This window comes from Polymorphospora sp. NPDC051019 (assembly GCF_040683055.1).
Classification (GTDB): Bacteria; Actinomycetota; Actinomycetes; order Mycobacteriales; family Micromonosporaceae; genus Polymorphospora; species Polymorphospora lycopeni.
In genome coordinates this window covers 54,012-74,060 of the sequence record NZ_JBFBCH010000024.1, presented here as the reverse complement: position 1 = coordinate 74,060, position 20,049 = coordinate 54,012, and the positions used below count along the sequence as shown (strand labels likewise).

Genomic DNA, 20,049 nt, shown 5'->3' with positions numbered 1-20,049 from the left:
ACGTGGGCGTGTGGCAAATCGGTACCGACACCTTGGCACAGAGCCGGTTCACGGTGTCCGCACTGGCCGAGACCATCGCGAGTCTCCATGTCCTACGTGGGCGTGGAGCGGCGCCTGGCCGGCCCGCCCACACCCCCGCTCAGACCGCCGCGTACCGGGCACGGCTTGCCGCCGACCCGGTGGTGACCCTGTTCGTCAAGACCGTGTTGCAACCGAACTGGATGCCGGACTTCATCAGCCCGCCGCCACACCCGCAGGATCGGACCTTCAACGAGGAGCTTCGACGGGTTCGTCAGACGCCGGCCGCGGTTGCCCTCGCCGAGTTGGCGACCGCGTTCGGCGGCCCGGTTCCCGCCGGGCTGGCTGTGCCGGATCTGCCGGACCGGGTTGCTGACCTGCTGCACTGGGTGTGGAGCCATACCGTCCGGCCGGGCTGGCCGAACCGTCGGCGGATCTTCGAGGCCGATATCGTGTCCCGGACACAGCAGATCAGCACCGGCGGGTGGGCCGCCGCGCTGAGCGGCATGCGGCCCGGGATGCGCTGGCTGGGGGACGGGCGGCTACAGATCAACACGTACGAGTACCCGCCTCGTGATCTCGCCGGCGTGCAGTTGCTGTTCATCCCGAGCACGGCCCGGCGCGGCTGGGTGGCCTGGGAGCAACCGCACCGGTACGCGGTGGTGTACCCCTGCTCCGGCGTGCTCGCGGAAGCTGAACACGCCGGCGTGCCGTACGCGCTCCGGGCGCTCCTCGGCCCGGTCCGGGCCGATGTGCTCAGCCAGTTGGACACGCCGAAGAGCACGACCCAGCTTGTCGCCCTCGGAGGGTACGGGCTGGGCACGGTGGGCCGCCATCTCAAGATCCTGCTCGACGCGCGCCTCATCCGGCGGCGCCGCTCCGGGCGATCGGTCCTCTACTACCGGACACCCGCCGGCGACCATCTGGTGCGTGCCCAGACCGAGACCGAACCGCCCCTGCCTGACCGCTGACCGGCAGAAATGGCAGAGCGGCACTACTGGCCGTCTTCGGCGAAGACGGCCAGCGTCTGGCGTACCGCCTGCTCGAACATTGCCGGGTCGCCCTGGAAGACGCCGGACGGGCGAGGGTGATTGACGACGACATCCGTGAAACCCAACTCGTGGCAGCGCCCCACCAGGTCGATGAATCGTTCGACCGAGGCGTACGGATCCGGCACCAACCTGAGCGACCAGCCGCCCGCCGGGTTACGGGCCGCCGTCGCAGAGGCCACGAGCCGTTGTCCGGTACAAGCGATCACGACGACGTGAACGAAACCGGGCGGCGCTGAGCCCCGATCGGGCCGTACGTGCCGCGGGCACTTCCCGCTCGCCGCTGGATCCAGGGCCCGGGTGCCGTCCGTGACACCTACGGCGCTTACCGGACCGCTCCGCGAAGAGGATGGCAAGCCAGGCCAGCAATCACCATCTGGGAGGGCCCTAAGCTGGGGGGATGAAGGTTCTGTCCATCCAGTCAGCGGTCGCCCACGGCCATGTGGGGAACTCTGCGGCCGTCTTCCCGTTGCAGCGTATCGGTGTCGAGGTCGTCCCGGTTCCCACGGTGAACTTCTCCAACCACACGGGCTACGGTGCGTGGCGGGGGCCGCTCATCCCACCGCCGGATGTGGCCGAGATTCTCCTCGGTGTGGAGGAGCGCGGAGTGTTCCCGCAGGTCGACGTCGTGCTGTCCGGGTACCAGGGCAGCGTGGGCATCGGTGACGTCATCGTTGACGTCGTGCGCCGGGTGAAGGCCGCGAACCCCTCGGCCGTCTATGCGTGCGATCCGGTCATGGGCAACGCCAGGTCGGGATGCTTCACCGCGCCGGAGATTCCCCACCTGCTGCGGGACCGCGTCGTGCCGGTGGCCGACATCATCACTCCCAACCAGTTCGAGTTGGGATTTCTGACCGGCACCGAGCCGGCGAGTATCGAGTCGACCCTCGCCTCGGCCGACCTCGCCCGGGCCATGGGTCCCTCGACCGTGCTGGTCACGAGCGTGGAGCGCCCGGACCGGGAGGAGGGCACGATCGAGATGCTCGTCGTGGACGGCGCCGGCGCCTGGCTCGTCACCACCCCGCACCTGCCGTTCAAGGCGAACGGGTCCGGTGACGTGACCGCCGCCCTGTTCACCGCCCACTACGTCGCGACCAAGGATGCGGCGGTGTCGCTGGAACGTACGGCCTCCAGCGTGTTCGATCTGATCGAGACCACCTACCGGTCCGGCGAACGCGAACTCCGTCTGGTGCAGGCTCAGGAGTTCTATGCCGCGCCGAGGATGCAGTTCTCCACCGAACAGGTGCGCTGAGCCCGGCCCGGTCCGAGCGCCGTCGGGAGCCGGCGATGTCGAGGGTGGCTGCGGGTGGCGATGTCGGCGAGATGTTCACCGACATCGAGACTCACATAGGTCAACGGCGCACCCGATAGCGCAGGTGAAGCACCCGGTTGCCCTGAATCACCACGTCAGGATCCTTCAACAGGTGCTGAGCGTGGACCGACCCGAAGTAGCGCTTGCCGGACCCGAACACCACGGGTACGACGTCCATGCGCACCTCGTCGACCAGGCCCGCGGCAAGCACCTGGCCGCCGACGTCGCCGGCGGCGACCTCGACGATGCGGTCACCCGCAAGCTCCTGCGCCTTGGCCACGGCTGCCTCGACGCCGTCGACGAAGTGGAACGGCGCCCCGGGGTCCCAGCCCTCGGGCTCCGGCCGGTGCGTCACGACAACCACGTGGTCGATCCCGCCCGGAGGCTTCCCGCCCCAGCCGTCCGTCATGTCGAAGACGTGGCGGCCGACGATCGTGACTCCGATCTGGTCCCAGTACGGCCGGGTGTGGTCGTAGGACGTCTGCGACACCTTCACCTCGCCGCTGTCGTCCAACGGGACCTCACCGCTGGACAACCAGTCGAACAGCGGCCCGGGCTGGTCATTCTCGTCCGCGACGAAGCCGTCCACCGACACGGAGCTGTACATGACCACCTTGCCCACGGGGCTCTCCTCTGCTTGGGTGCCCCCAAACTAGCGTGTCGTGAGCTGTCGCTCTTGTAAGAAATCAATCGGCCGGCAGCGGCCAGCTGTCCAGCATGTGGCCGGGATGTTCGCGCAGGAACCGCCGCCGGACTTCGACGTACCGGGTCGGTGTGAACCCGGTGAACGCCCGGAATTCGTGGCCGAAGTGGGCCTGGTCGAAGTAGCCTGCGCCACCGGCGACGTCGCCCCAGTCGATCGGTTCGGCGAAGTTGAGCGTGAACAGGGTGGCGGCGAAGCGATGGGTGCGGGCCAGCCGCTTCGGCGTGACGCCGATGACCTCCTTGAACCGCTGTGCCAGATGAGTGCTGCTGACACCGGCTGCCACCCTCAGGTCGCCGATCGCCACCGCCCCGCTGGTCGCCGCGATGACGCTGCTCGTATGGCGGACCAGCCGTCGCATCAGCTCCTCCTCGAGCAGCGTCAGCATCTCGTGCGGTCCATCCGCCGTGGCCAGCCGGTCCCGCAGCTCAGCAACGGCGGGCCGGCCCCAAACCTGCTCTACCGTCACCGGCCGGTCGCACAGTTCGGCCGCGGGCATCGGCAGGAACGGCGCCAGCCCCCACGGCTTGAAGTGCACGCCGACGGACCGGGTCCAGAGCGGGTAGCCGAAGTCCAACGCGCGGGTGGGCACGGTGACCACGCAGCCGTCGGCGTACTCGGCCGTCTCGACGTCGGTGCCTGCACGGATGCGGAACGGCGCCCCGAGATTGACGATGAGCAGCGCCCCCGGCATCGGCGGCAGCGTCAGCCGGGCGTACGGCGACGCACCCTCCAGGTAGTAAAGGTCGTCGATCAGCCCGTCCAGCGGCGGTCGCGGCACTCTGGACACGTACTCCACGCCCACAGCATCGCCGACGCCCCGCCGGCATCGCGCGCCGGGATGGTCCAGCCCCGCTGCCGCCAGCATCGAGCCGGCGCCGATCCCGGGCGAGCGCCCGGCCGCGGACATTTGCGTGGGCTACGCGTGCTGCATGAGCGATGGGGCATTCGACGAGACGCGCCGTCACGCCCGGAATTCTGCCCTGGCACCCAGCGCGTCGCCGGACCGGGGCGACTGAGCGGTCGCGTAGCCGAGGATCGAAGACATGGCGTGTTTGATCTGCTGGGCGGGGTATGGCGTTGCGCGGCTTTCGCCGAACAGGTTCCAGTGGAAGTCGTTCATGATGGTGGCGACGGGTGCGTAGCGGGTGATGAGCGCCGCGGCCGGCACCGGGACGTTCGCGGGTGGGGCCCCGGCAGCGCATCGCCGGACGTAGTCGTAGCGTTCGACGGGTCCGCCGGTCTCGGGGGCCGGCACCCCGGCGATGTTGGCGACCATCCAGTTGACCAGTTCCTTCATCGCGTAGCCCGCGTCGTAGCTCGTGTGCTGTTCGACGAAGTCACGCTCGTCCGTGGACAGATCGAACCGGGCCGAGGTGGCCAGGCCGAGATCCGCAAGGTAGAGACGGTTGCCGTCGGTCAGGATGTTGCGGAAGTGGGCGTCGAAGTGCAGCAAACCGTTGGCGTTCATGAAAGCGATGTCGGCGCGTAGGCATCGCTCCACCATGGCGCACGCGGCGGTGACGGCTTCCTCGCCGGCGGGAAGCTGCTTGGCCAGCCAGTCGTGCAGGGTCTGCGGGATGTATTCTAGGAACAGCACCACGCTCGCCGACGCCTGGGCGAGTGCGTGCAGCCGCCGCCGTACCGCCGCCGATCCGCCCCAGTACGCGACGGCACGTTCGATGTCCGCGTGCTCGTCGGCCGGCGGCGCCGCCCCGGGCAGCACGCGCCAGTGATACATCAGTGGAAACGCCTCGCTCTGCCCGGTGAGCACCCAGTTCGTCGTCATGGTGTTGGCGGCGAGTTCCCGCCAGGCGCCGAAGCCGGGGCCGGCCAGCAGGACGACTCCGTATTGGCAGAACATGGGTACTCCGAACAGATTCGCGGTGCACATGACGTTGTCCGGTTCGCGCTCCAGGTCGGTCAACGGGATCCGCTTCACGAAGACCGGTGCGCCAGCGGTATCGAGTAACGCCGAGGTGCCCCCGACGCCGGACCCGATGGCCGGGGCCGTGTCCACGAGCTGACCAAGCTGATGATCACTGAGCAGGGCCAACGCCGTGGACACAGCGCCGTACCTGTCCACGCGTGCCCTGTGCGACATGTCCGTGCCGTCGTGCGGCAGTCCGCTCACCACGTAGCCCACCTTCGACGATCTTCAACGCCTCGCGGAGAGCGTACCGGTGGTCGAGAGGCCGAAATGGCGGCGTGCCTCGACCACGACACACCCGAAAGGTAAATCCGGACGCCGAAGGGTTCGATCGGACAGGACACAACTATCGCGTCCGGTTGAAGGTTGCCAGTGGCGCCGATGGTGACCAGCGGCTCGCAAGGTAGGTCCGAACGTTCCCGTGTGTAAACGTCCCGATGCGCATTGCGGTTTCCCCGGTGTCGCGTACCGGTTGTCGTGCAGAGCCGCGTACGACTGATCTTGTAAAGCAAGCACTGGCCGAACCAGCGAGGTTCCGTCTCCGCCGGTCGGGGAAGGGAACAACAGGGCAACGTCGCTGTACGTGATCCGTAAGCTCACATCGCACCGTAACCGCATGCGGCCTGTCCGTGGCACCCGGCCCGGGGCCTCCGCCGAAAACACGTTTGGCGGATCACGGCGGCCGCTGCTAGCTTCCTGAGAGCCGTGCGAGAGACCGAGGAGGTGGTACCCGTGAACGTTTCGACATGGGTGCTCCCCTCTGGGGTCACGGTCGGGCGATAGGTCGTCCGGGAGCGCCGTTCACGAGCACTCCCGAAAGGCAAGACCATGCGATTCACTACTGAGCAGCGCCTCGATGACGGCGTTCTCGAACGCGAATTCACCCTCGGCGAGATCCCCGGCATCCTGTGGACGCCCGCATCGGCATCCGCACCGGTCCCGCTGATCCTGCTCGGCCACCCACCGCTCGGACTGCACAAGATGTACCCCCGTCTGGTGGCTCGGGCCCAGCACGCCGCGACGGAGGGCTTCGCTGCGGCCACCATCGAGCTCCCCGGCAGCGGTGACCGGCCCCGTTGGGCCGCCGCCGAGCAGGCCCGCGCTGACCTGCGCCGGGCGATGGAGGCCGGCGAGCCGGTCAGCGACGAGATTATCGACGCCCTCATCCTCCCGCTCGTCGACAAGGCGGTCCCGGAGTCGCAGGCCGCCCTGGACGCCCTCCTGTCACTGCCCGAGATCGGCGGCCCGGTCGGGTACTCGGGGGGAGTGATCTCCGTCGGCATCCGGCTTGCGGTGGTCGAGCCGCGCGTCGTGGCCGCCGGCTTCTTCGCCGGGAGTTTCGTGCCTCGCACCATGTTCGAGGAGGCCCGACAGGTCACCATTCCGCTGCATGTCCTGCTGCAGTGGGATGACGAAGGCAACGACCGGCAGGCGGCCCTGGATCTGTTCGACGCCTTCGGCTCCAGGGAGAAGTCGCTGCACGCCCACATGGGCGGACATACCGGTGTCCCGCAGTTCGCAGGGGAGGACGCGGCCGGGTTCTTCGCCCGGCATCTGCGCTAGCCGCGGGCCGGGGCCCCGCCGCGAGGTCAGCAGCGGGCGGTAGGCGGCGCCGGCCAGCACGCCGCTCATCGAGGGTGGGCCCCGGCCCTCGATGGCGGTGGCCAGCAGATGCACAACCGCCTCGATCGCGGCGGTACCGGGGCATCGGCGGTCCCGGCGCCGGTTGGCGCGAACTTCTGCTCTTGGCGACCCGGCTTGACCTCCGCAAGATCAGCCGTATCTGCCCTGCCGAGCGGGTTCTGCGGCAGCTTTCTTGCTTCCGGCGAGGCAGCGTACAGCGCCGAGCGTCGGGCGTCCGGTACGCGGCCGGCGTGGCCGTGACCGGGTGCCGGCCGAGGCGTTCGTCTCCGCCGCGACGACCTCCTGGATCACCTCGACCAGCCGGGCATCGGCCCTGCCGGTGGGGCGTGCCGTGCGCTGGTCAACCAGGCCCCACAGGCCCTGTGCCGTGCAGCGGGCGCTCGTTGAGCGTGGTCCCACACCGGGTCGAACTCCGGTCGCGGTGTCGCACCGGCCGACACGTTGGGCGGAAGCCGGTCTCGACCTCCACGACGTGCCACTCCCACTGCTCAAACCTCACCGATCGCAGCGGCCTGGATCGATTTGCGCAGGGCAGGGCCGATCGGTCCGCTCAGCTTGGTGAGTTCCTGGATGCGCTGTTTGTTGGCGCGTCTGGTCTTACGGTCGAGGACGAGGTTGAGGTCGGCGGCGGCGATGATGGCCACGAGTGCGGCGTCGGCGGGGTCGATGCTGCCGATGGGTTTGCGCAGGGCGGTGTTGACCCGGTCGAGGAGATCCTTGCGGACGCGGGGGTCGCGGACGGTCACCTTGGTGGTGGGGAACAGCCCGAGAACTTTGTGGGGTTGGAGGTGGACCCAGCCGCCATCGTTGAGTTGCTGGCGTGTCGCTCGGACAGTGGCGCGCTGCCTGTGGCCGATCCAGGACTGCCAGGTGTGTGGCCTGGAGCCGGCGATCTCTTCGAGGAGCGCGTCAAGGACGGGATCGTGGCAGGGGTGCCGGACGTCGATGGCGGCGCGGCCGCGTTCGTCGGTGAGGTGGCCGCCCCGGAGAAGGTCGGCGAGGGCCGCGGCGCGGAGCATGGCCCCCAGGCTGGTGCCCAGGTCGACCCTGCCCTTGTCCGGGTTGTAGGCCAGCAGGAAGATGCGCTGGGGGAGGCTGTGGGGTACGGCCATGTCAGGCTTCTTTCGGGTCGCGGGTGGCAGGGGATACCGCGATGCCCCTGGTCAGCGCCGCTTGGACGATGCGGACGGCCTCGTTGGCGTCGATGCCGAGGCTGGCGATGACGGCGGCGTACTCGGCGGCGGCGCGACTCGCCCGTTCGCGTCCCTTCTCGCCGGCCGCGGACACGAACGAACCGGCTGATCCGCGAGTCTCGATCAATCCTGCCTCCTCCAGCTCCCGGTAGGCCCGGCCGACGGTGTTGACGGCCAAGCCAAGGTCTGCGGCCAGACGACGGATCGTCGGCAGCCGGGTGCCCACGGCGAGCGTGTGATCCTGGATCTGCCGGGCGAGCTGAGCACGAAGCTGCTCAAACGGCGGGACGGGCGAGGCCGCGTCGATGACGATCATTCGGTTCACGGTGCGCTCATGACGTGCCGCGCCACCATGGCGATCCGCGCGGTCCGCGCCTCGATCAGGGCCTGCGCGATGACGCTCAGGACGATGAAGACGATCCAGGCAGCGTTCCACCACCCGAATGCGGTGCTGAACACCGACACCACCGGCAGCGACCACACCGACCACACCGACGTCGGCACGGCGCCGACCCGGGCGTCCTCGACCCGCATGATGACATCGGCGGTCAGCGAGACCTCGTCGTCGGCCACGACCGGGTGCGTCAGAACATGGCGCAGCTGGACGACAATGCCGACCGCGAGCCCGCACAGCCCGATGAGCAGGATGACCGCCGCGTACCTCGCGGTGGAGTTGCGCAGTGTCAGGGCGCCGATCGCCAGCGCCGTCGCGCCCGCGAACGTGGCGGCCGCGAACGCGGCACGCGGCCAGCCGAGCACGGTACGCCAGCCGAGCCGGACCGGGTGAGCCGCCCGTCGCTGCAACGTCGCACCGGCGCGCCGGTCGACCCGCCGCACCCACCAGTCCAGCAACCACTGGGCCAGCACCAACCCGACCACCAGCGCCGTCAACACCAGCAGCAACCAGCGCCGGTTCCCGGACCCGTCAACCATGCCGCCGACGTAGGTGAGGGCAACCGCCAGGATGAACGCGGCCAGCAGGACGGAAGCGGCGAGCCGGGTACGTCGCCGGACCGCCAGACGCGTCGCCAGTAACGGTGTCGGCCGGACGTCGGCCAGGCCGTGCCCGGCCAACCACGCGCCGGCCCGGTCAAGGTCCGCCGGACGCATCGGCGGGCCAGCAGCCGGCAAGGTTCTCTCCGACATGACATCCCCTTGTCGCAACTCTTGTCTCAAAAGAGTGCGTCAAGCTTTGCGACAAGTCAAGCCGGCTCGAGGCACCGACGCCGGTCCTGCGCGGGCTCCAAGCGCCCGTGACTGCTTGATCAGGTGCGCGCACATGCCGCCGAGCGCGCGCTCGGTCAGCGTCCGTTCGTGCCCATGAGTGCGTGCGGTCGCGCTGTGTGGCCGGAATCTGCGGATGGTCATATGTGCCTGTACCGGTCAGGTGGGCGGCATGCCCCGATTCACCGGTGGCCCATCAGCGTAGTTCGAGCTGGACGCCGTCCTCGGTGAGGTAGCGGACCAGGTCGTCGAAGGTGACGGCGGGCAGCCAGCTCTTGCGGTCGTAGCCGGGGACCAGGTGGGTGCGGGCGACCTCGGAGTTGTACCAGATCATGCGGAAGCCGGGGGTCGCGCCGCCGTCGCCGGTGGCGGCGTTCTCGTGTAGCCAGAACAGATCGCCGCCGAACCAGCCCCCGGGGCCGTTGACCGCCTCCCCGATCGCACAGAAGAAGGCGTCGAAGTCAGTGACGTAGCGTCCGTCCAGGTGATACACCGTGCCCGCTGGCTTGTCCGGAGCATGGCTGCGGTGGACTGCGGCTGCACGTACCCAGAGGTAGCGGTCACTGCGATCGAGGTTCGCCCAAAGGTTGGGCTCCGTCGGGCCGCCAGCGCGCCACATGTCCCACAGTGGGCGGTCGTTGGTCGCCATCGGCTCCGGGATCCGCGCGTCCAACATGACATCGACAAGGTCGGCGCCGAGGGTGGACGGGCGCGTGGCGACGACGCTTCCGATCACGCGTTGTCCCCAGCCCATCGTGTGGGCCGTGCCGTCGACGCGTACGTGGGCCAGTTCGGCCTCGAACGACCCGCTGAGCCGGCGACGGCAGCCCAGCAAGGTCAACGGCGGACCAGGCGGCCAGCTGTCCGGCCGCTGGTGAAACAGGCCGGCGATGTCACGGCACCCGCCGGCCGGCGTTTCCTCGCTGGATCCGTTCGCCGTCGACCACGCGAACAGCCGGTAACCGACGACAGGGGGCGCGATGGTGCCGCCACGATTGTTGTCGTCGTCGCGGCGATGGCCTTCGAGGTCGATGTCAAGCAGACCGGACCCATCCCTGGCGGGCCGGTGGCCGACGACCCGGACGTCGAGCAGTTCCTCGGTGTTCTCGAAGCACTCCCGGCACTGGTCCTCGCACCTTTCGCTCGCTGGCCGGCCGGGGACGTGTGCGCCCTCGACGACGAAGTTGCCGAACCAGGTCGGCCCCGTGCCGTCGGTCGCGGCGAGAAGCGGTCCGGACGGCGCGCAGCTCAACAGGGTGTAGCGCTCGTACAGCGGCTCGCGCGGGAACACGCGGTCGACGAAGAGCCCCTCGATGTCCGTGCAGTCGATGATGGTGGCGCCGGTCCCCTCATCGAGCAGGCGCCAGCGCAGGGGGAATGACACGTGGCGACCTTAACCGGCGGACGCGCTTCGCGACCAGCATACATACCGACGGTGATCGACGGCGGATCAGCACGAGATCCGCTTCTGCCGCCAACCGCGCGCCATGACTGGCGGTCGGGACAAGTTCGTTCCCAGCCTTACCCGTCTGCCAGTGGCTGGTTCGCCAGTTCGATAGCGTAGATGTCCGTCGCGTCGATGTCGGCGACTGCCTGTTGGGCGACCATCTGCTCTCCTTGGGCGCGAAGCAGGCGAACGAGAAAATACAAGGCGGTCTTGTCACCGCGCTCGGCACGCCGCCGTAGCTCGACGTCCCGGCCTTCCTCATACAGGAACCTGTCCAACTGGCTGGGGGGATGAAGGTTCTGTCCATCCAGTCAGCGGTCGCCCACGGCCATGTGGGGAACTCTGCGGCCGTCTTCCCGTTGCAGCGTATCGGTGTCGAGGTCGTCCCGGTTCCCACGGTGAACTTCTCCAACCACACGGGCTACGGTGCGTGGCGGGGGCCGCTCATCCCACCGCCGGATGTGGCCGAGATTCTCCTCGGTGTGGAGGAGCGCGGAGTGTTCCCGCAGGTCGACGTCGTGCTGTCCGGGTACCAGGGCAGCGTGGGCATCGGTGACGTCATCGTTGACGTCGTGCGCCGGGTGAAGGCCGCGAACCCCTCGGCCGTCTATGCGTGCGATCCGGTCATGGGCAACGCCAGGTCGGGATGCTTCACCGCGCCGGAGATTCCCCACCTGCTGCGGGACCGCGTCGTGCCGGTGGCCGACATCATCACTCCCAACCAGTTCGAGTTGGGATTTCTGACCGGCACCGAGCCGGCGAGTATCGAGTCGACCCTCGCCTCGGCCGACCTCGCCCGGGCCATGGGTCCCTCGACCGTGCTGGTCACGAGCGTGGAGCGCCCGGACCGGGAGGAGGGCACGATCGAGATGCTCGTCGTGGACGGCGCCGGCGCCTGGCTCGTCACCACCCCGCACCTGCCGTTCAAGGCGAACGGGTCCGGTGACGTGACCGCCGCCCTGTTCACCGCCCACTACGTCGCGACCAAGGATGCGGCGGTGTCGCTGGAACGTACGGCCTCCAGCGTGTTCGATCTGATCGAGACCACCTACCGGTCCGGCGAACGCGAACTCCGTCTGGTGCAGGCTCAGGAGTTCTATGCCGCGCCGAGGATGCAGTTCTCCACCGAACAGGTGCGCTGAGCCCGGCCCGGTCCGAGCGCCGTCGGGAGCCGGCGATGTCGAGGGTGGCTGCGGATGGCGATGTCGGCGGGGATGTCCGTTGATGTGCGTGGTCGTGCGGCGCGGGCTCTGCCGATAGTCTCGGGTGATGGCGGAGATCAGCCGCGAGGCTCAGGTACTGCTCGCAGTCAGAGGGTGACTCACAACGCAGGTCAGACGCCCATTTCCGGAAAGGGTGACGGCCAGCGCCGCTGGCATGGCTGGACGTCGGCCGGTCCTACCGTCGTGATGGGGCGCAGCACGGACGCGACAGAAGGACGCGGACGCGGACGCGGATAGCGACCAGCGCCAGCCTACCGCCGGCAACGAGGCGGATCACTCGGCCGCGCGGCCCTGTTGAGCTGTGTGCTCGTCTTCTACGGTGGCTTCTCGCCGGTTGAACGACCGATCCGGAGGCTCCGCTGTACGCCAACGACGCGTTCCTCGCCCGCTACGACAAGCCCGCCCGAGCCCGGCTGCGCGGCCTGGCCCGCAATCCTGCCATCCCCGCCGAGCTGCTGCGGCGGCTCGTCGACGAGCAGTCGAAGGAGATCGGTTTCACCCTGACCTTCCGTAAGAAGTGGACCGACGAGCAATTCGAGGCGGTGGCCACGAATCCCAACCGTAAGGTGCGCGAACTGCTGGCCCAGGCGGTGCACGTCACGCCCGAGCAGCGGGCCAGGCTGGTCGAGGATCCAGAACCTGGTGTGCTGCGCGTCCTTGCGGCAGGGCCCGACTGCCTCGTCACGTGGACATGGACGCAGCAGCAGCCGACACTGCCCGTGTGGGCGTACGAACGGCTACTCGAACGGAACCCGAACCTCGAACTGCTCTTGGCCGAAAGCCCGTGGCTGCCGCAAGACCTACGCGCCCGACTGTGGCCGGCCGGACCGTCACCAGCGCCGGCCGACGAGCCGCCGCTGGAGCGTCAGGAGGCCGAGGCCCGGGCCGGCGACCACAACAAATGGGCACGCGTCACCGCCGCCACCGATGCCAGGCTGCCCGGCGACCTCGTTGCCCGGCTCGCGGTGGACCCCTCGCCCGAAGTCCGGCTTGCCGTGTCGATGCGCCCCGAGCTCAGTGAAGAGCAACGCGCGGCGATCGACTACCACGTCGGGCGCGACGACCGGATCCGGCCCGCCCGTTGGGCAACAGACACTAGAGACCCGCAGGTGCAACGCCGCTGCGTCTTCTCGGCGCACATCGGCCTACGCCGCAGCATCGCCTGTAACACACACCTGACGCCCGACCTCGTAGCCGTGCTTGCCACCGACGACGACTTCGCGGTCCGGCTGTTGCTGTGCGAGCACAATTCGCACGTCGACCCCGAAACGGTCCTCAACACGTATCTCGAGGCCACGACGATGAACCGAGGTCGCCTGCTGCACCACCCCAGGTTCCAGCGCACCGGGCTGGCCCGGCTGGCAGGCTCACCGAACCCGCAGGCCAGGGCCCTGGCGGTCCTCGACCCCGAAGCCGCGCCAGAGCTCGTCGAGCGGATCAGCCACGACACGCATCCCCTGGTGCGGCAGCGGACGGCCGATGACCCACGGCTGTCACCCGGTCGGGTACTCGAACTGTTCGACGACCCGTCAACGGGCGAAGCGGCCGCCGCCAACCCACACCTGCCGGTGCCGGTCATGCACCGCATCCTGGACGATGCGGTGCTGCTCGCCGACGCGGCTACCGAGGGCAAACCGGCTGTGTACCTGGGACGATGGTCACCCGACCAGACGTCGCCGGAAGAGGAATGACGCGTCAGGATCCGCCCGCGCATGGTCTCGGTCGACGCTGACCCGCGACGGTGGCCTCGTCAGTGCCTGCGACGTGGTCACCCCGGCTGGTGCGCCGGCCACCGAAAATCCATGGTGGTTGATCGGGGGTAGCCTGCGCGACGTGGCCGACGACGACTTCAGGATCAAGCTCACCCGGGATCAGGCGCTGGTGTTGTCGGACTGGCTGTACCACCGGATGGGAACCGAGGAGTTCGACAGCCTGGTGAATCAGGACCGTGCGGTGTGGTCGCCGCTGCATCAGATCGCTGGCACCTTGGAAACCTCGCTGGTCGAGGTCTTTATGCCGGACTACGCAGGTCGTCTCGACGCCGCACGGGATCGGCTGCTGAACAGCCTCGGCGACGTCGGACTGCCGATCGACGAAGCATGACGGCCGCCTGCGCCCGACGAGGATCCCGACGGCACCATGGCGCTGGGTGTTGCGCCAGCGGCAGGTAGGCGTACAGCCGAGCGCATAGAGACAGCGTGGTTCCCGGCGTAACCAACCGCCACGACGTCCGCCGCCGACAGTCTTTTCCGTCTGTCATGGCAGCGGATCAATCGGTACGAGGGACAGTTTGGTGATCGATAGCGCCCCGTTGGGCACGTACTCGTAGCTGATGGTGTGGTTGCCGGAGGGGTTGTCCACCACTTGCAGCGGTTGCTGGCCCGGATGCGTTGGTCGCATGATCCGATCATGTTCCACTTCACTTGTCCCGGCTGTACGACGCGATGTTCGGTCGCCGACGCTGAGCACGTCGGCAGGCTCTGCAGCATGTGCGCGGCCAGGCAGACCTGGCAGTCGTTGTCGCTTGAGGACCAGCAGGCCGTGGGCACGGCCGTGCGTCGCGGTCCGATCGCGGGTCTCCTCGCCATGCGAGAGCTGACTCCACCGATCCGGTTGCCCCATGCGGCCGACCTACTTGCCTTCCTTCAGCGAGAGGGTGACCAAGCCGAGCCATCACAGGATTAGGTTCCCGCTCCGCTCCAGCCGGGTGCCGGGCTCTGACCTCGGTTTTGCTGAGTTTGAGAGCCACCGCTGGCGACGTCTGGCTCGCACTGGGTGGCTCTCGAACTCACCTACATTGATCATGCAGAACGGCCCGAGTTGGCCCTGAAACTTGCTTACGAATGGCTCCAGTTCTCGCAGACAGATTCAGAAGGTCCGCCGCGTAGGGTATGGGGGCGACGGTGACAGCCCTGCTTAGCAGGCCACAAAGCAAACGCAGCCCGCGGCACCGTGAGCCGGGGTCAGGGCTGACGGGGTACAGGCGGGATCCTGATCTGCTACTGCCACATGAACCAGCCACCCATGGTCGCCGTCGATCAGCAGGTCGCGGCAGGTCAACCCATCGGGCTCGTCGGCTCCACTGGCCACTCCAGGGGGCCCACACCAGCACTTCGAGCTCCACGTACGCAGCGATGCCAGTGACGCCGGCGCGCGCAGTTCCTGGAAGGAGGACGAACACGTCATGCTGGATCCGGCTGACCCAACTGCCGCGCCATCTCGTGGTGGAACGACACCAACTCTGTCATCGGAATCGCATTCCGCGACACGACGCCCAAGTCCTTACCTTCGACGGTACAGGGCGGCGGCCAGGTGTGTATTCCCTGATCAAGCAGCAGGTCCGAGACCTCAGCCTGCCAGCCGGGCCAGCGCAACGTCTCATAGAACGCCGTCAGGGATCCGGACAACACCGCGTGCAGCCAGTCGGCATATCCCTGTTCAAGGTCCTGCCAGCCAAGGTCGTCCGGCCCGAAGTAGTGGACCGTAGGCGGAACCCCCGGCTCGGGCTGCAACCAGGCGAACTGCCCGCCCAGAACGTCATGCCCCACGACCAGCACGCCCACGGCCGGATTCGCCTCGGTGACGACATCTGGCAGACGACCGCTGCCGCTGCCCAACACCCGTAGCCAGCCGTGGTCAACCAGCAAGCCGCCCGAGTGCGCCACGACCGCACCCAACCACGACCGCGTGGACATCCCGAGGGCCGTCAGGCAGCGTTCCGCCGCCGCAGGATCCGGAGGCAGTACCTCGGCGGGATACGGCGCTGCCGCCACCGCCGCCGACACCTCGGGCCAAGCCGACTCGCTCATCCAGGGAGCTTCCCACAGGCTCCGAATCCCACCTTGACCATGCGCTGCCTGGCGACCGGGCGGCGGCTCGGCGACCACCCGCAGGCGCTCTCCGACATCGGCCTGATCAACGCCGCCTGGCGCCTGACCGAGGTGACGGCTGCCGGCGGCGCACCCGGGCCGGCTTGATCGTCTGCGGCTCGGACGCCCGACACGCCGGGTGCGGAACGCCTGAGCCGCAGACGATCACGTCAACTCCCGAACGTGCTCAGGAGCTTGTCGAGTTGGTGCGGGGCGGCCGGGCGGACCAGTGGCATCGTGACGCCCGCCGCCCGGTAGGCGTCGACCCGGGCCCGTACGTCGTCGACGGTGCCGGTCGCGGTCAGCGAGGTGACGTACCGCTCCGGCAGCACCCGCTGCAGCGCCGCCTCGCCGCCCGACGCGTACGCCTCGGCGAACCGGGGCAGGTCGGCCGGGTCGATGGTGGGCTCGCCGACCGACATCTTGGCCTTCGGGGTGGAGGCGTACTTGAACTTCGTCGCCACCTCCCAGCGGATCGCCTCGACCGCCGTGTCCCGGTCGTCCTCGATCGAGGTGTTGATCAGTTGGGCGACGGCGAGGCCGTCCGGGTCGCGGCCGGCCCGTTCGGCGCTTTCGCGCAGCAGCGCGACCGCGTTCGCCGAGTACTCCGGCGAGGTGCCGGCGTCCAGCAGCACCCCGTCGCCGATCGACGCGGCGTTGACCAGCCCCTTGCGGCTGGCGGCGGCGATCCAGATCGGGATGTCGGGGCGTACCGGTTTGAAGTTCAGCGCGACGTCGTCGAGCCGCACGACCTCGCCGTGGTAGCTGACCGGTTCGCCGGTGAGCAGGGCGCGGATCGACTCGACGTACTCGCGCAGCGTGGTCACCGGATCGGTCAGCGGCCGGCCGTTGCGGGCCGCGTGCTTGGCGGTGAAGGCGCCCAGGACCAGGACCAGCCGGCCGCCGCTGAGTTCGTCGAGGGTGGCGGCGGACTGCGCCATCACCAGCGGGCTGCGTAGCCGGACGACCTGCGTCGCGCCGAGCGCGACCCGATGCGTGGCCAGCCCGAACGCGGCCAGGGCCGAGACCGAGTCGCGGTTGGTGAACAGCGTCTCGGAGAAGAAGGCGGTGTCGAAGCCGGCCCGTTCGGCGGCGGCGGCCGAGTCGGCCATCTGCCGTACGGTGACCGTCGGGTCGTAGCCGAGCGCCAGGCCGACGGGGTTGGGGGACGGGGTCACGCGATCTCCTCGAAGTCGGTCAGCACGATCTTGCCGAGCAGTCCGCCGCGTTCCAGATGTTCCAGGGCGGCGGCGACGCGGGCGGCGGGGTAGCGGGCGGCGACGACCGGCCGCAGGTCGACCGGCCCGGCCCACGGGGCGGCCCGGCGCAGGTCGGCGATGATGGCGGCCTTCTCGGCCGGGGGCAGGCTGCGCAGCGAGCCGCCGGTGACGACCAGCCGGCGGCGGATCACCGTACGCAGGCTCAGCGGCACCTCGTCGCCACCGAGGACACCGACGCTGAGCCACCGGCCGCCGGTACGCAGGCCGGCGAGGGTCAGTCCGGCGACCGCGGCGCCGACGAGGTCGAGTACGACGTCGAAGCCGTCCGGTGCCAGTCGGCGCAGTTCGTCGGCGGCGTCCGGGGCGGTGGAGTCCACGACCGGGTCGGCGCCGAGCCCGCGTACGGCGTCGGCGAGCACCTGGCCGCGTACGGTGCCGGCGACGGTGGCGCCGAGCGCCTGGGCGACCTTGACGGCGGTGGTGCCGACGCCGGAGTTGGCGGCGTGGACGAGTACCCGGTCGCCGGGGCGTACGCCGGCGACCATCCGCAGGTTCCACCAGGCGGTCGCCAGCGCCTCCGGCAGCATGGCCGCGTCGGTGGTCGTCCACCCGGCGGGCACGGGCAGCAGTTGCCCCTGGGGCACGAGCGCGTGGGTGGCGTACGCGCCGCTGCCGAGCAGCGCGCAGACCCGGTCCCCGACCCGCCAGCCGGTGACGTCCGGGCCGACCGCGGCGACGGTGCCGGCGCACTCCAGCCCGGGTACGGCCGACTCGCCGGGCGGCGGGGTGTAGTCGGCGTCGCGTTGCAGCAGGTCGGCGCGGTTGAGTCCGGCCGCGTGCACCGCGACGAGCACCTGCCCGCCGGCCGGGGCCGGGACCGGTGCCTCGTGCCAGACCGGTCGCGGCGCCGGCTGGCTGCCGGTCGGGCCGGTCGGTGCGTCGGCTCCGTCGGGCGTGAACAGCACCTGCCGCATCGGCTGCCCGGTCACGGCGCCGGGTCCGGCCGGTGCGGCGGGCGGAACGGGTCCGGGGCGACGGCCCGGCCGTCGCGGACCAGGTGCTCACCGTCGCGGAACACGTGCCGGACCCGCAGGTCGGGGTCGAGCACGGCGATGTCGGCGGGGCCGCCCGCACGTAGTGTGCCGAGGCCGCCGGGGCCGGCCGGGCCGTCGCCGTCGAGGCGTAGCGCGGCGGCCGGGTTGGCGGTCACCAGGGCCAGCGCGTCGGGCAGGTCGAGCACACCGGCGGCGGTCAGTGCCCGTACGGTGGGCAGCAGTTCGACCCGGTACGCGAACGGTTCGGTGGTGCCGTCCGGCAGCGTAGGCGGCACCGAGGCGTTGCCGTCGCTGCTGAGCGTGAGCCGGTCGGCGGGTATGCCCCCGGCCAGCAGCGCCGCGACGGCGTCGACCGGGGCGACCGCGCCGGCGATCCGGTCCGGGTTGATCAGCGGGTTGACGTCGACCCAGCAGCCGAGGCCGCCCAGGCGGGTGGCCAGGGCGAGGGTGCCGGTGGTGTAGTTGGCGTGGGTGACCTGGAGCCGGCGCGGATCCGCTCCGGATTCGTCGAGTGCCCGGGGGAGCAGGTCCGGGTCGCCGGCGCCGGTGCCGAGGTGCACGTGCAGCAGGCAGCCCTTGCCGGTCGCCCCGGCGGCCCATTCGAGTTCGCGCAGCAGCCGGGCGAGTTCGGCCGGTCCGGGGGCGGTGGCCCGGTGCTCGTACAGGGCGATCTTGACGCCGACGAGGTGCGGGAGCAGGTGCAGGTCGCGCAGCACCGACCCGGTGGCGGTCGGCGGCGGCCAGTGGAAGCCGCCGGCCATCGCCCGGGCGCGCGGGCCGGTGACCGGCAGCGCGTACGTGCGGGCGAGCAGCGCCTCGGGGTTGCGGGTGATCGGGTCGACGCCCGGCATGCCGACGCAGGTGGTGGTGCCGGCCTCGACGATCACGTCGGCGGGCAGTTCGGGGATTCGCGTGTGGTAGCCGGAGCCGCCGCCCCCGCCGAGGACGTGCAGGTGGCCGTCGACGACGCCGGGCACGACGAGCAGTCCGGCGCAGTCGACCACGGTCGCCCCGGGCAGCGGGGCCGGCCCGGAGGCCGGACCGGTCGGCCCGACCTCCAGGATGTCGCGTCCGGTGATCACGACGTCACCGGTGCCGGCCGGGCGCGGGGTCAGCACGGTTCCCCCGCGCAGGATGGTGCGGCCCACGTCAGCTCGCCGGCTGCCCGTTGATGGTCACGGCCGGCCGGAGGATGTCCGACAGACCCCACTTCTCGCCGATCTGGGCGTAGGTGCCGTCATCCATCAGGGCCTTCAGGGCTGCGGCCACGGCGTCCCGCAGTTCGTTCTGCCGCTTGCTGACCGCGATCCCGACCGGGATCTCCGCGATCGGCTTGCCGATCAGGGCGTACTTGCCCGGTTCCTGCTCGTTGGTGACGTAACGGATCGACTCGGCGCCCCGGATGCCGACATCGGCCCGGCCCTGCTGCAACTGGAGGAGCGCGTCGGCGGTGCCGTTGGTGGTCAGTTCCTGCACCGGCGGCTTACCGGCCGGTGCGCACACCTGCTGGCTGAAGGTGGTCAGCGCGTTGCGGTAGCCGGTGTCGCCGCTGTCGACGGCGACCTTCGCGCCGCACACGTCGGCCTCGGTCGGGAACCGCGCCGCGTTGGCGGCCAGCGTGAACAGTTGCGGCCCGGTGGTGTAGTAGTCGACGAAGTCGACGGTCTCCCGGCGCGACTCGAGGTCCTGCATCGCCGACTCGACCACGTCGATGCGGCCGGTGGCCAGCGACGGGATGTACTGCTCGTACTCCTGCGTCACGAAGGTCACCTTGAGGCCGAGTTTCTCGCCGATGGCCCGGGCCAGGTCGACGTCGAAGCCCTGTCGTTTCTCCTTGTCCTCGGTGCCCTCCGGCAGGTAGGACATGGGGGGATAGACCGGGCTGTTGCCCACCCGGAGTTCACCGGCGTCGCGGATCGACTTCGGCAGCATCGCGTTCAGCGGATTGTCGGACTGGTCGGTCGCCGGGGCGTCGGCGTCGCTGCCGCCGCCACATCCGGCGAGCAGTGTCGCGGCCACGACCGCGCCCACCCATATGGCTCGCTTCTTCACAGTTTCTCCTCCGGGTCGGCGGGTGGTCGTTGGCACCCACGCCGCACATCCGCCACCGGTCCCCTCGGCAACGTGGCCCCAGTTTTCAAGCAGCGACGCAAGCACCGGAA

Annotated in this window: 22 protein-coding genes and 1 pseudogene; 8 read left to right on the top strand and 15 right to left on the bottom strand. The window is 69.7% G+C overall.

The window, feature by feature from the left end; genetic code table 11:
- Positions 1–182 precede the first annotated feature (182 nt).
- The gene (locus AB0M79_RS30705) at positions 183–989 is read left to right on the top strand and encodes a helix-turn-helix domain-containing protein (RefSeq protein ID WP_364220470.1); all 807 of its coding nucleotides are present in this window, start codon (positions 183–185) and stop codon (positions 987–989) included.
- Positions 990–1,012: 23 nt separating this feature from the next.
- Here the strand turns inward: AB0M79_RS30705 and AB0M79_RS30700 are convergent, their stop codons facing one another.
- Positions 1,013–1,249 carry a hypothetical protein gene (locus tag AB0M79_RS30700; protein WP_364220467.1) on the bottom strand — a complete coding sequence of 79 codons (237 nt, stop codon included), beginning with the start codon at positions 1,247–1,249 and terminating at the stop codon, positions 1,013–1,015.
- A 218-nt stretch (positions 1,250–1,467) separates the two neighbouring features.
- Between AB0M79_RS30700 and pdxY (AB0M79_RS30695) the strand changes: the two genes are divergently transcribed.
- A complete protein-coding gene (pdxY, locus tag AB0M79_RS30695) occupies positions 1,468–2,319 on the top strand; it encodes a pyridoxal kinase PdxY (RefSeq protein WP_364220438.1) in 852 nt (283 codons plus the stop codon).
- Between the two features lie 100 nt (positions 2,320–2,419).
- Here pdxY (AB0M79_RS30695) and AB0M79_RS30690 read toward each other — a convergent pair whose 3' ends face one another.
- The 3 genes from AB0M79_RS30690 to AB0M79_RS30680 form a co-directional block, all read right to left on the bottom strand.
- On the bottom strand, positions 2,420–3,001 hold the full coding sequence (locus AB0M79_RS30690; protein ID WP_364220464.1) for a dihydrofolate reductase family protein: 582 nt from the start codon (positions 2,999–3,001) through the stop codon (positions 2,420–2,422).
- Between the two features lie 64 nt (positions 3,002–3,065).
- Positions 3,066–3,881 (bottom strand): helix-turn-helix domain-containing protein, encoded by an 816-nt coding sequence (locus tag AB0M79_RS30685; RefSeq protein WP_364220462.1) that lies wholly within the window; start codon positions 3,879–3,881, stop codon positions 3,066–3,068.
- A gap of 165 nt (positions 3,882–4,046) precedes the next feature.
- The gene (locus tag AB0M79_RS30680) at positions 4,047–5,150 is read right to left on the bottom strand and encodes a serine/threonine protein phosphatase (protein WP_364220459.1); all 1,104 of its coding nucleotides are present in this window, start codon (positions 5,148–5,150) and stop codon (positions 4,047–4,049) included.
- A gap of 690 nt (positions 5,151–5,840) precedes the next feature.
- On the opposite strand from AB0M79_RS30680, the gene AB0M79_RS30675 reads away from it, so the two are divergent.
- Complete coding sequence (locus AB0M79_RS30675; RefSeq protein ID WP_364220456.1) at positions 5,841–6,575, top strand: alpha/beta hydrolase; 735 nt, start codon at positions 5,841–5,843, stop codon at positions 6,573–6,575.
- A gap of 569 nt (positions 6,576–7,144) precedes the next feature.
- Here AB0M79_RS30675 and AB0M79_RS30670 read toward each other — a convergent pair.
- From AB0M79_RS30670 to AB0M79_RS30650, 5 genes are all read right to left on the bottom strand, one after another.
- Positions 7,145–7,768, bottom strand: coding sequence for a GPP34 family phosphoprotein (locus tag AB0M79_RS30670; RefSeq protein WP_364220453.1), 624 nt, complete (start codon positions 7,766–7,768; stop codon positions 7,145–7,147).
- Position 7,769: 1 nt separating this feature from the next.
- Positions 7,770–8,165, bottom strand: a complete 396-nt coding sequence (locus tag AB0M79_RS30665) for a GntR family transcriptional regulator (protein WP_364220450.1) — start codon at positions 8,163–8,165, stop codon at positions 7,770–7,772.
- Positions 8,166–8,170: 5 nt separating this feature from the next.
- Entirely contained in the window at positions 8,171–8,995 is an 825-nt protein-coding gene (locus AB0M79_RS30660; RefSeq protein ID WP_364220447.1) for a hypothetical protein, read from the bottom strand.
- Positions 8,996–9,269: 274 nt separating this feature from the next.
- Positions 9,270–10,457 carry a hypothetical protein gene (locus AB0M79_RS30655; protein WP_364220444.1) on the bottom strand — a complete coding sequence of 396 codons (1,188 nt, stop codon included), beginning with the start codon at positions 10,455–10,457 and terminating at the stop codon, positions 9,270–9,272.
- A 137-nt stretch (positions 10,458–10,594) separates the two neighbouring features.
- The gene (locus AB0M79_RS30650; protein WP_364220441.1) at positions 10,595–10,798 is read right to left on the bottom strand and encodes a hypothetical protein; all 204 of its coding nucleotides are present in this window, start codon (positions 10,796–10,798) and stop codon (positions 10,595–10,597) included.
- Between the two features lie 12 nt (positions 10,799–10,810).
- Here AB0M79_RS30650 and pdxY (AB0M79_RS30645) point away from each other — a divergent pair, with 12 nt between their 5' ends.
- The 3 genes from pdxY (AB0M79_RS30645) to AB0M79_RS30635 all read left to right on the top strand — a co-directional run bounded on the left by pdxY (AB0M79_RS30645) (position 10,811) and on the right by AB0M79_RS30635 (position 13,846).
- Positions 10,811–11,662 (top strand): pyridoxal kinase PdxY, encoded by an 852-nt coding sequence (pdxY, locus tag AB0M79_RS30645; protein ID WP_364220438.1) that lies wholly within the window; start codon positions 10,811–10,813, stop codon positions 11,660–11,662.
- A gap of 647 nt (positions 11,663–12,309) precedes the next feature.
- Entirely contained in the window at positions 12,310–13,434 is a 1,125-nt protein-coding gene (locus tag AB0M79_RS30640; protein ID WP_364220435.1) for a hypothetical protein, read from the top strand.
- Between the two features lie 142 nt (positions 13,435–13,576).
- The gene (locus AB0M79_RS30635; RefSeq protein ID WP_364220432.1) at positions 13,577–13,846 is read left to right on the top strand and encodes a hypothetical protein; all 270 of its coding nucleotides are present in this window, start codon (positions 13,577–13,579) and stop codon (positions 13,844–13,846) included.
- A 153-nt stretch (positions 13,847–13,999) separates the two neighbouring features.
- Here AB0M79_RS30635 and AB0M79_RS30630 read toward each other — a convergent pair whose 3' ends face one another.
- Positions 14,000–14,212 carry a hypothetical protein gene (locus AB0M79_RS30630; protein ID WP_364220429.1) on the bottom strand — a complete coding sequence of 71 codons (213 nt, stop codon included), beginning with the start codon at positions 14,210–14,212 and terminating at the stop codon, positions 14,000–14,002.
- 513 nt (positions 14,213–14,725) lie between these two features.
- Here AB0M79_RS30630 and AB0M79_RS30625 point away from each other — a divergent pair.
- Positions 14,726–14,897: pseudogene (locus tag AB0M79_RS30625) on the top strand (M23 family metallopeptidase); the annotation flags it as partial.
- A gap of 28 nt (positions 14,898–14,925) precedes the next feature.
- Here the strand turns inward: AB0M79_RS30625 and AB0M79_RS30620 are convergent.
- The gene (locus AB0M79_RS30620) at positions 14,926–15,552 is read right to left on the bottom strand and encodes a DUF2625 family protein (RefSeq protein ID WP_364220426.1); all 627 of its coding nucleotides are present in this window, start codon (positions 15,550–15,552) and stop codon (positions 14,926–14,928) included.
- A gap of 33 nt (positions 15,553–15,585) precedes the next feature.
- Between AB0M79_RS30620 and AB0M79_RS30615 the strand changes: the two genes are divergently transcribed.
- Complete coding sequence (locus AB0M79_RS30615; RefSeq protein WP_364220543.1) at positions 15,586–15,720, top strand: hypothetical protein; 135 nt, start codon at positions 15,586–15,588, stop codon at positions 15,718–15,720.
- A 62-nt stretch (positions 15,721–15,782) separates the two neighbouring features.
- On the opposite strand, the gene AB0M79_RS30610 is transcribed toward AB0M79_RS30615, so the two are convergent.
- Genes AB0M79_RS30610 through AB0M79_RS30595 form a run of 4 tightly spaced genes read right to left on the bottom strand, consistent with a single transcriptional unit; the run spans position 15,783 to position 19,939 of the window.
- Complete coding sequence (locus tag AB0M79_RS30610) at positions 15,783–16,790, bottom strand: LLM class flavin-dependent oxidoreductase (RefSeq protein WP_364220423.1); 1,008 nt, start codon at positions 16,788–16,790, stop codon at positions 15,783–15,785.
- A complete protein-coding gene (locus AB0M79_RS30605; RefSeq protein ID WP_364220420.1) occupies positions 16,787–17,821 on the bottom strand; it encodes an NAD(P)H-quinone oxidoreductase in 1,035 nt (344 codons plus the stop codon). The genes AB0M79_RS30610 and AB0M79_RS30605 overlap by 4 nt, the downstream gene beginning before the upstream one ends.
- A complete protein-coding gene (locus AB0M79_RS30600; protein ID WP_364220417.1) occupies positions 17,818–19,035 on the bottom strand; it encodes an amidohydrolase family protein in 1,218 nt (405 codons plus the stop codon). Before AB0M79_RS30600 ends, AB0M79_RS30605 begins: the two co-directional genes overlap by 4 nt.
- 1 nt (position 19,036) lies before the next feature.
- On the bottom strand, positions 19,037–19,939 hold the full coding sequence (locus AB0M79_RS30595) for an ABC transporter substrate-binding protein (protein ID WP_364220415.1): 903 nt from the start codon (positions 19,937–19,939) through the stop codon (positions 19,037–19,039).
- Positions 19,940–20,049 lie beyond the last annotated feature (110 nt).

Bases quoted from the DNA above. Each gene is read 5' to 3' on its own strand.
- pdxY (WP_364220438.1), top strand. From the start codon at position 1,468: ATGAAGGTTCTGTCCATCCAGTCAGCGGTCGCCCACGGCCATGTGGGG.
- AB0M79_RS30675 (WP_364220456.1), top strand. From the start codon at position 5,841: ATGCGATTCACTACTGAGCAGCGCCTCGATGACGGCGTTCTCGAACGC.
- AB0M79_RS30670 (WP_364220453.1), bottom strand. From the start codon at position 7,768: ATGGCCGTACCCCACAGCCTCCCCCAGCGCATCTTCCTGCTGGCCTAC.
- AB0M79_RS30665 (WP_364220450.1), bottom strand. From the start codon at position 8,165: ATGATCGTCATCGACGCGGCCTCGCCCGTCCCGCCGTTTGAGCAGCTT.
- AB0M79_RS30660 (WP_364220447.1), bottom strand. From the start codon at position 8,995: ATGTCGGAGAGAACCTTGCCGGCTGCTGGCCCGCCGATGCGTCCGGCG.
- pdxY (WP_364220438.1), top strand. From the start codon at position 10,811: ATGAAGGTTCTGTCCATCCAGTCAGCGGTCGCCCACGGCCATGTGGGG.
- AB0M79_RS30620 (WP_364220426.1), bottom strand. From the start codon at position 15,552: ATGAGCGAGTCGGCTTGGCCCGAGGTGTCGGCGGCGGTGGCGGCAGCG.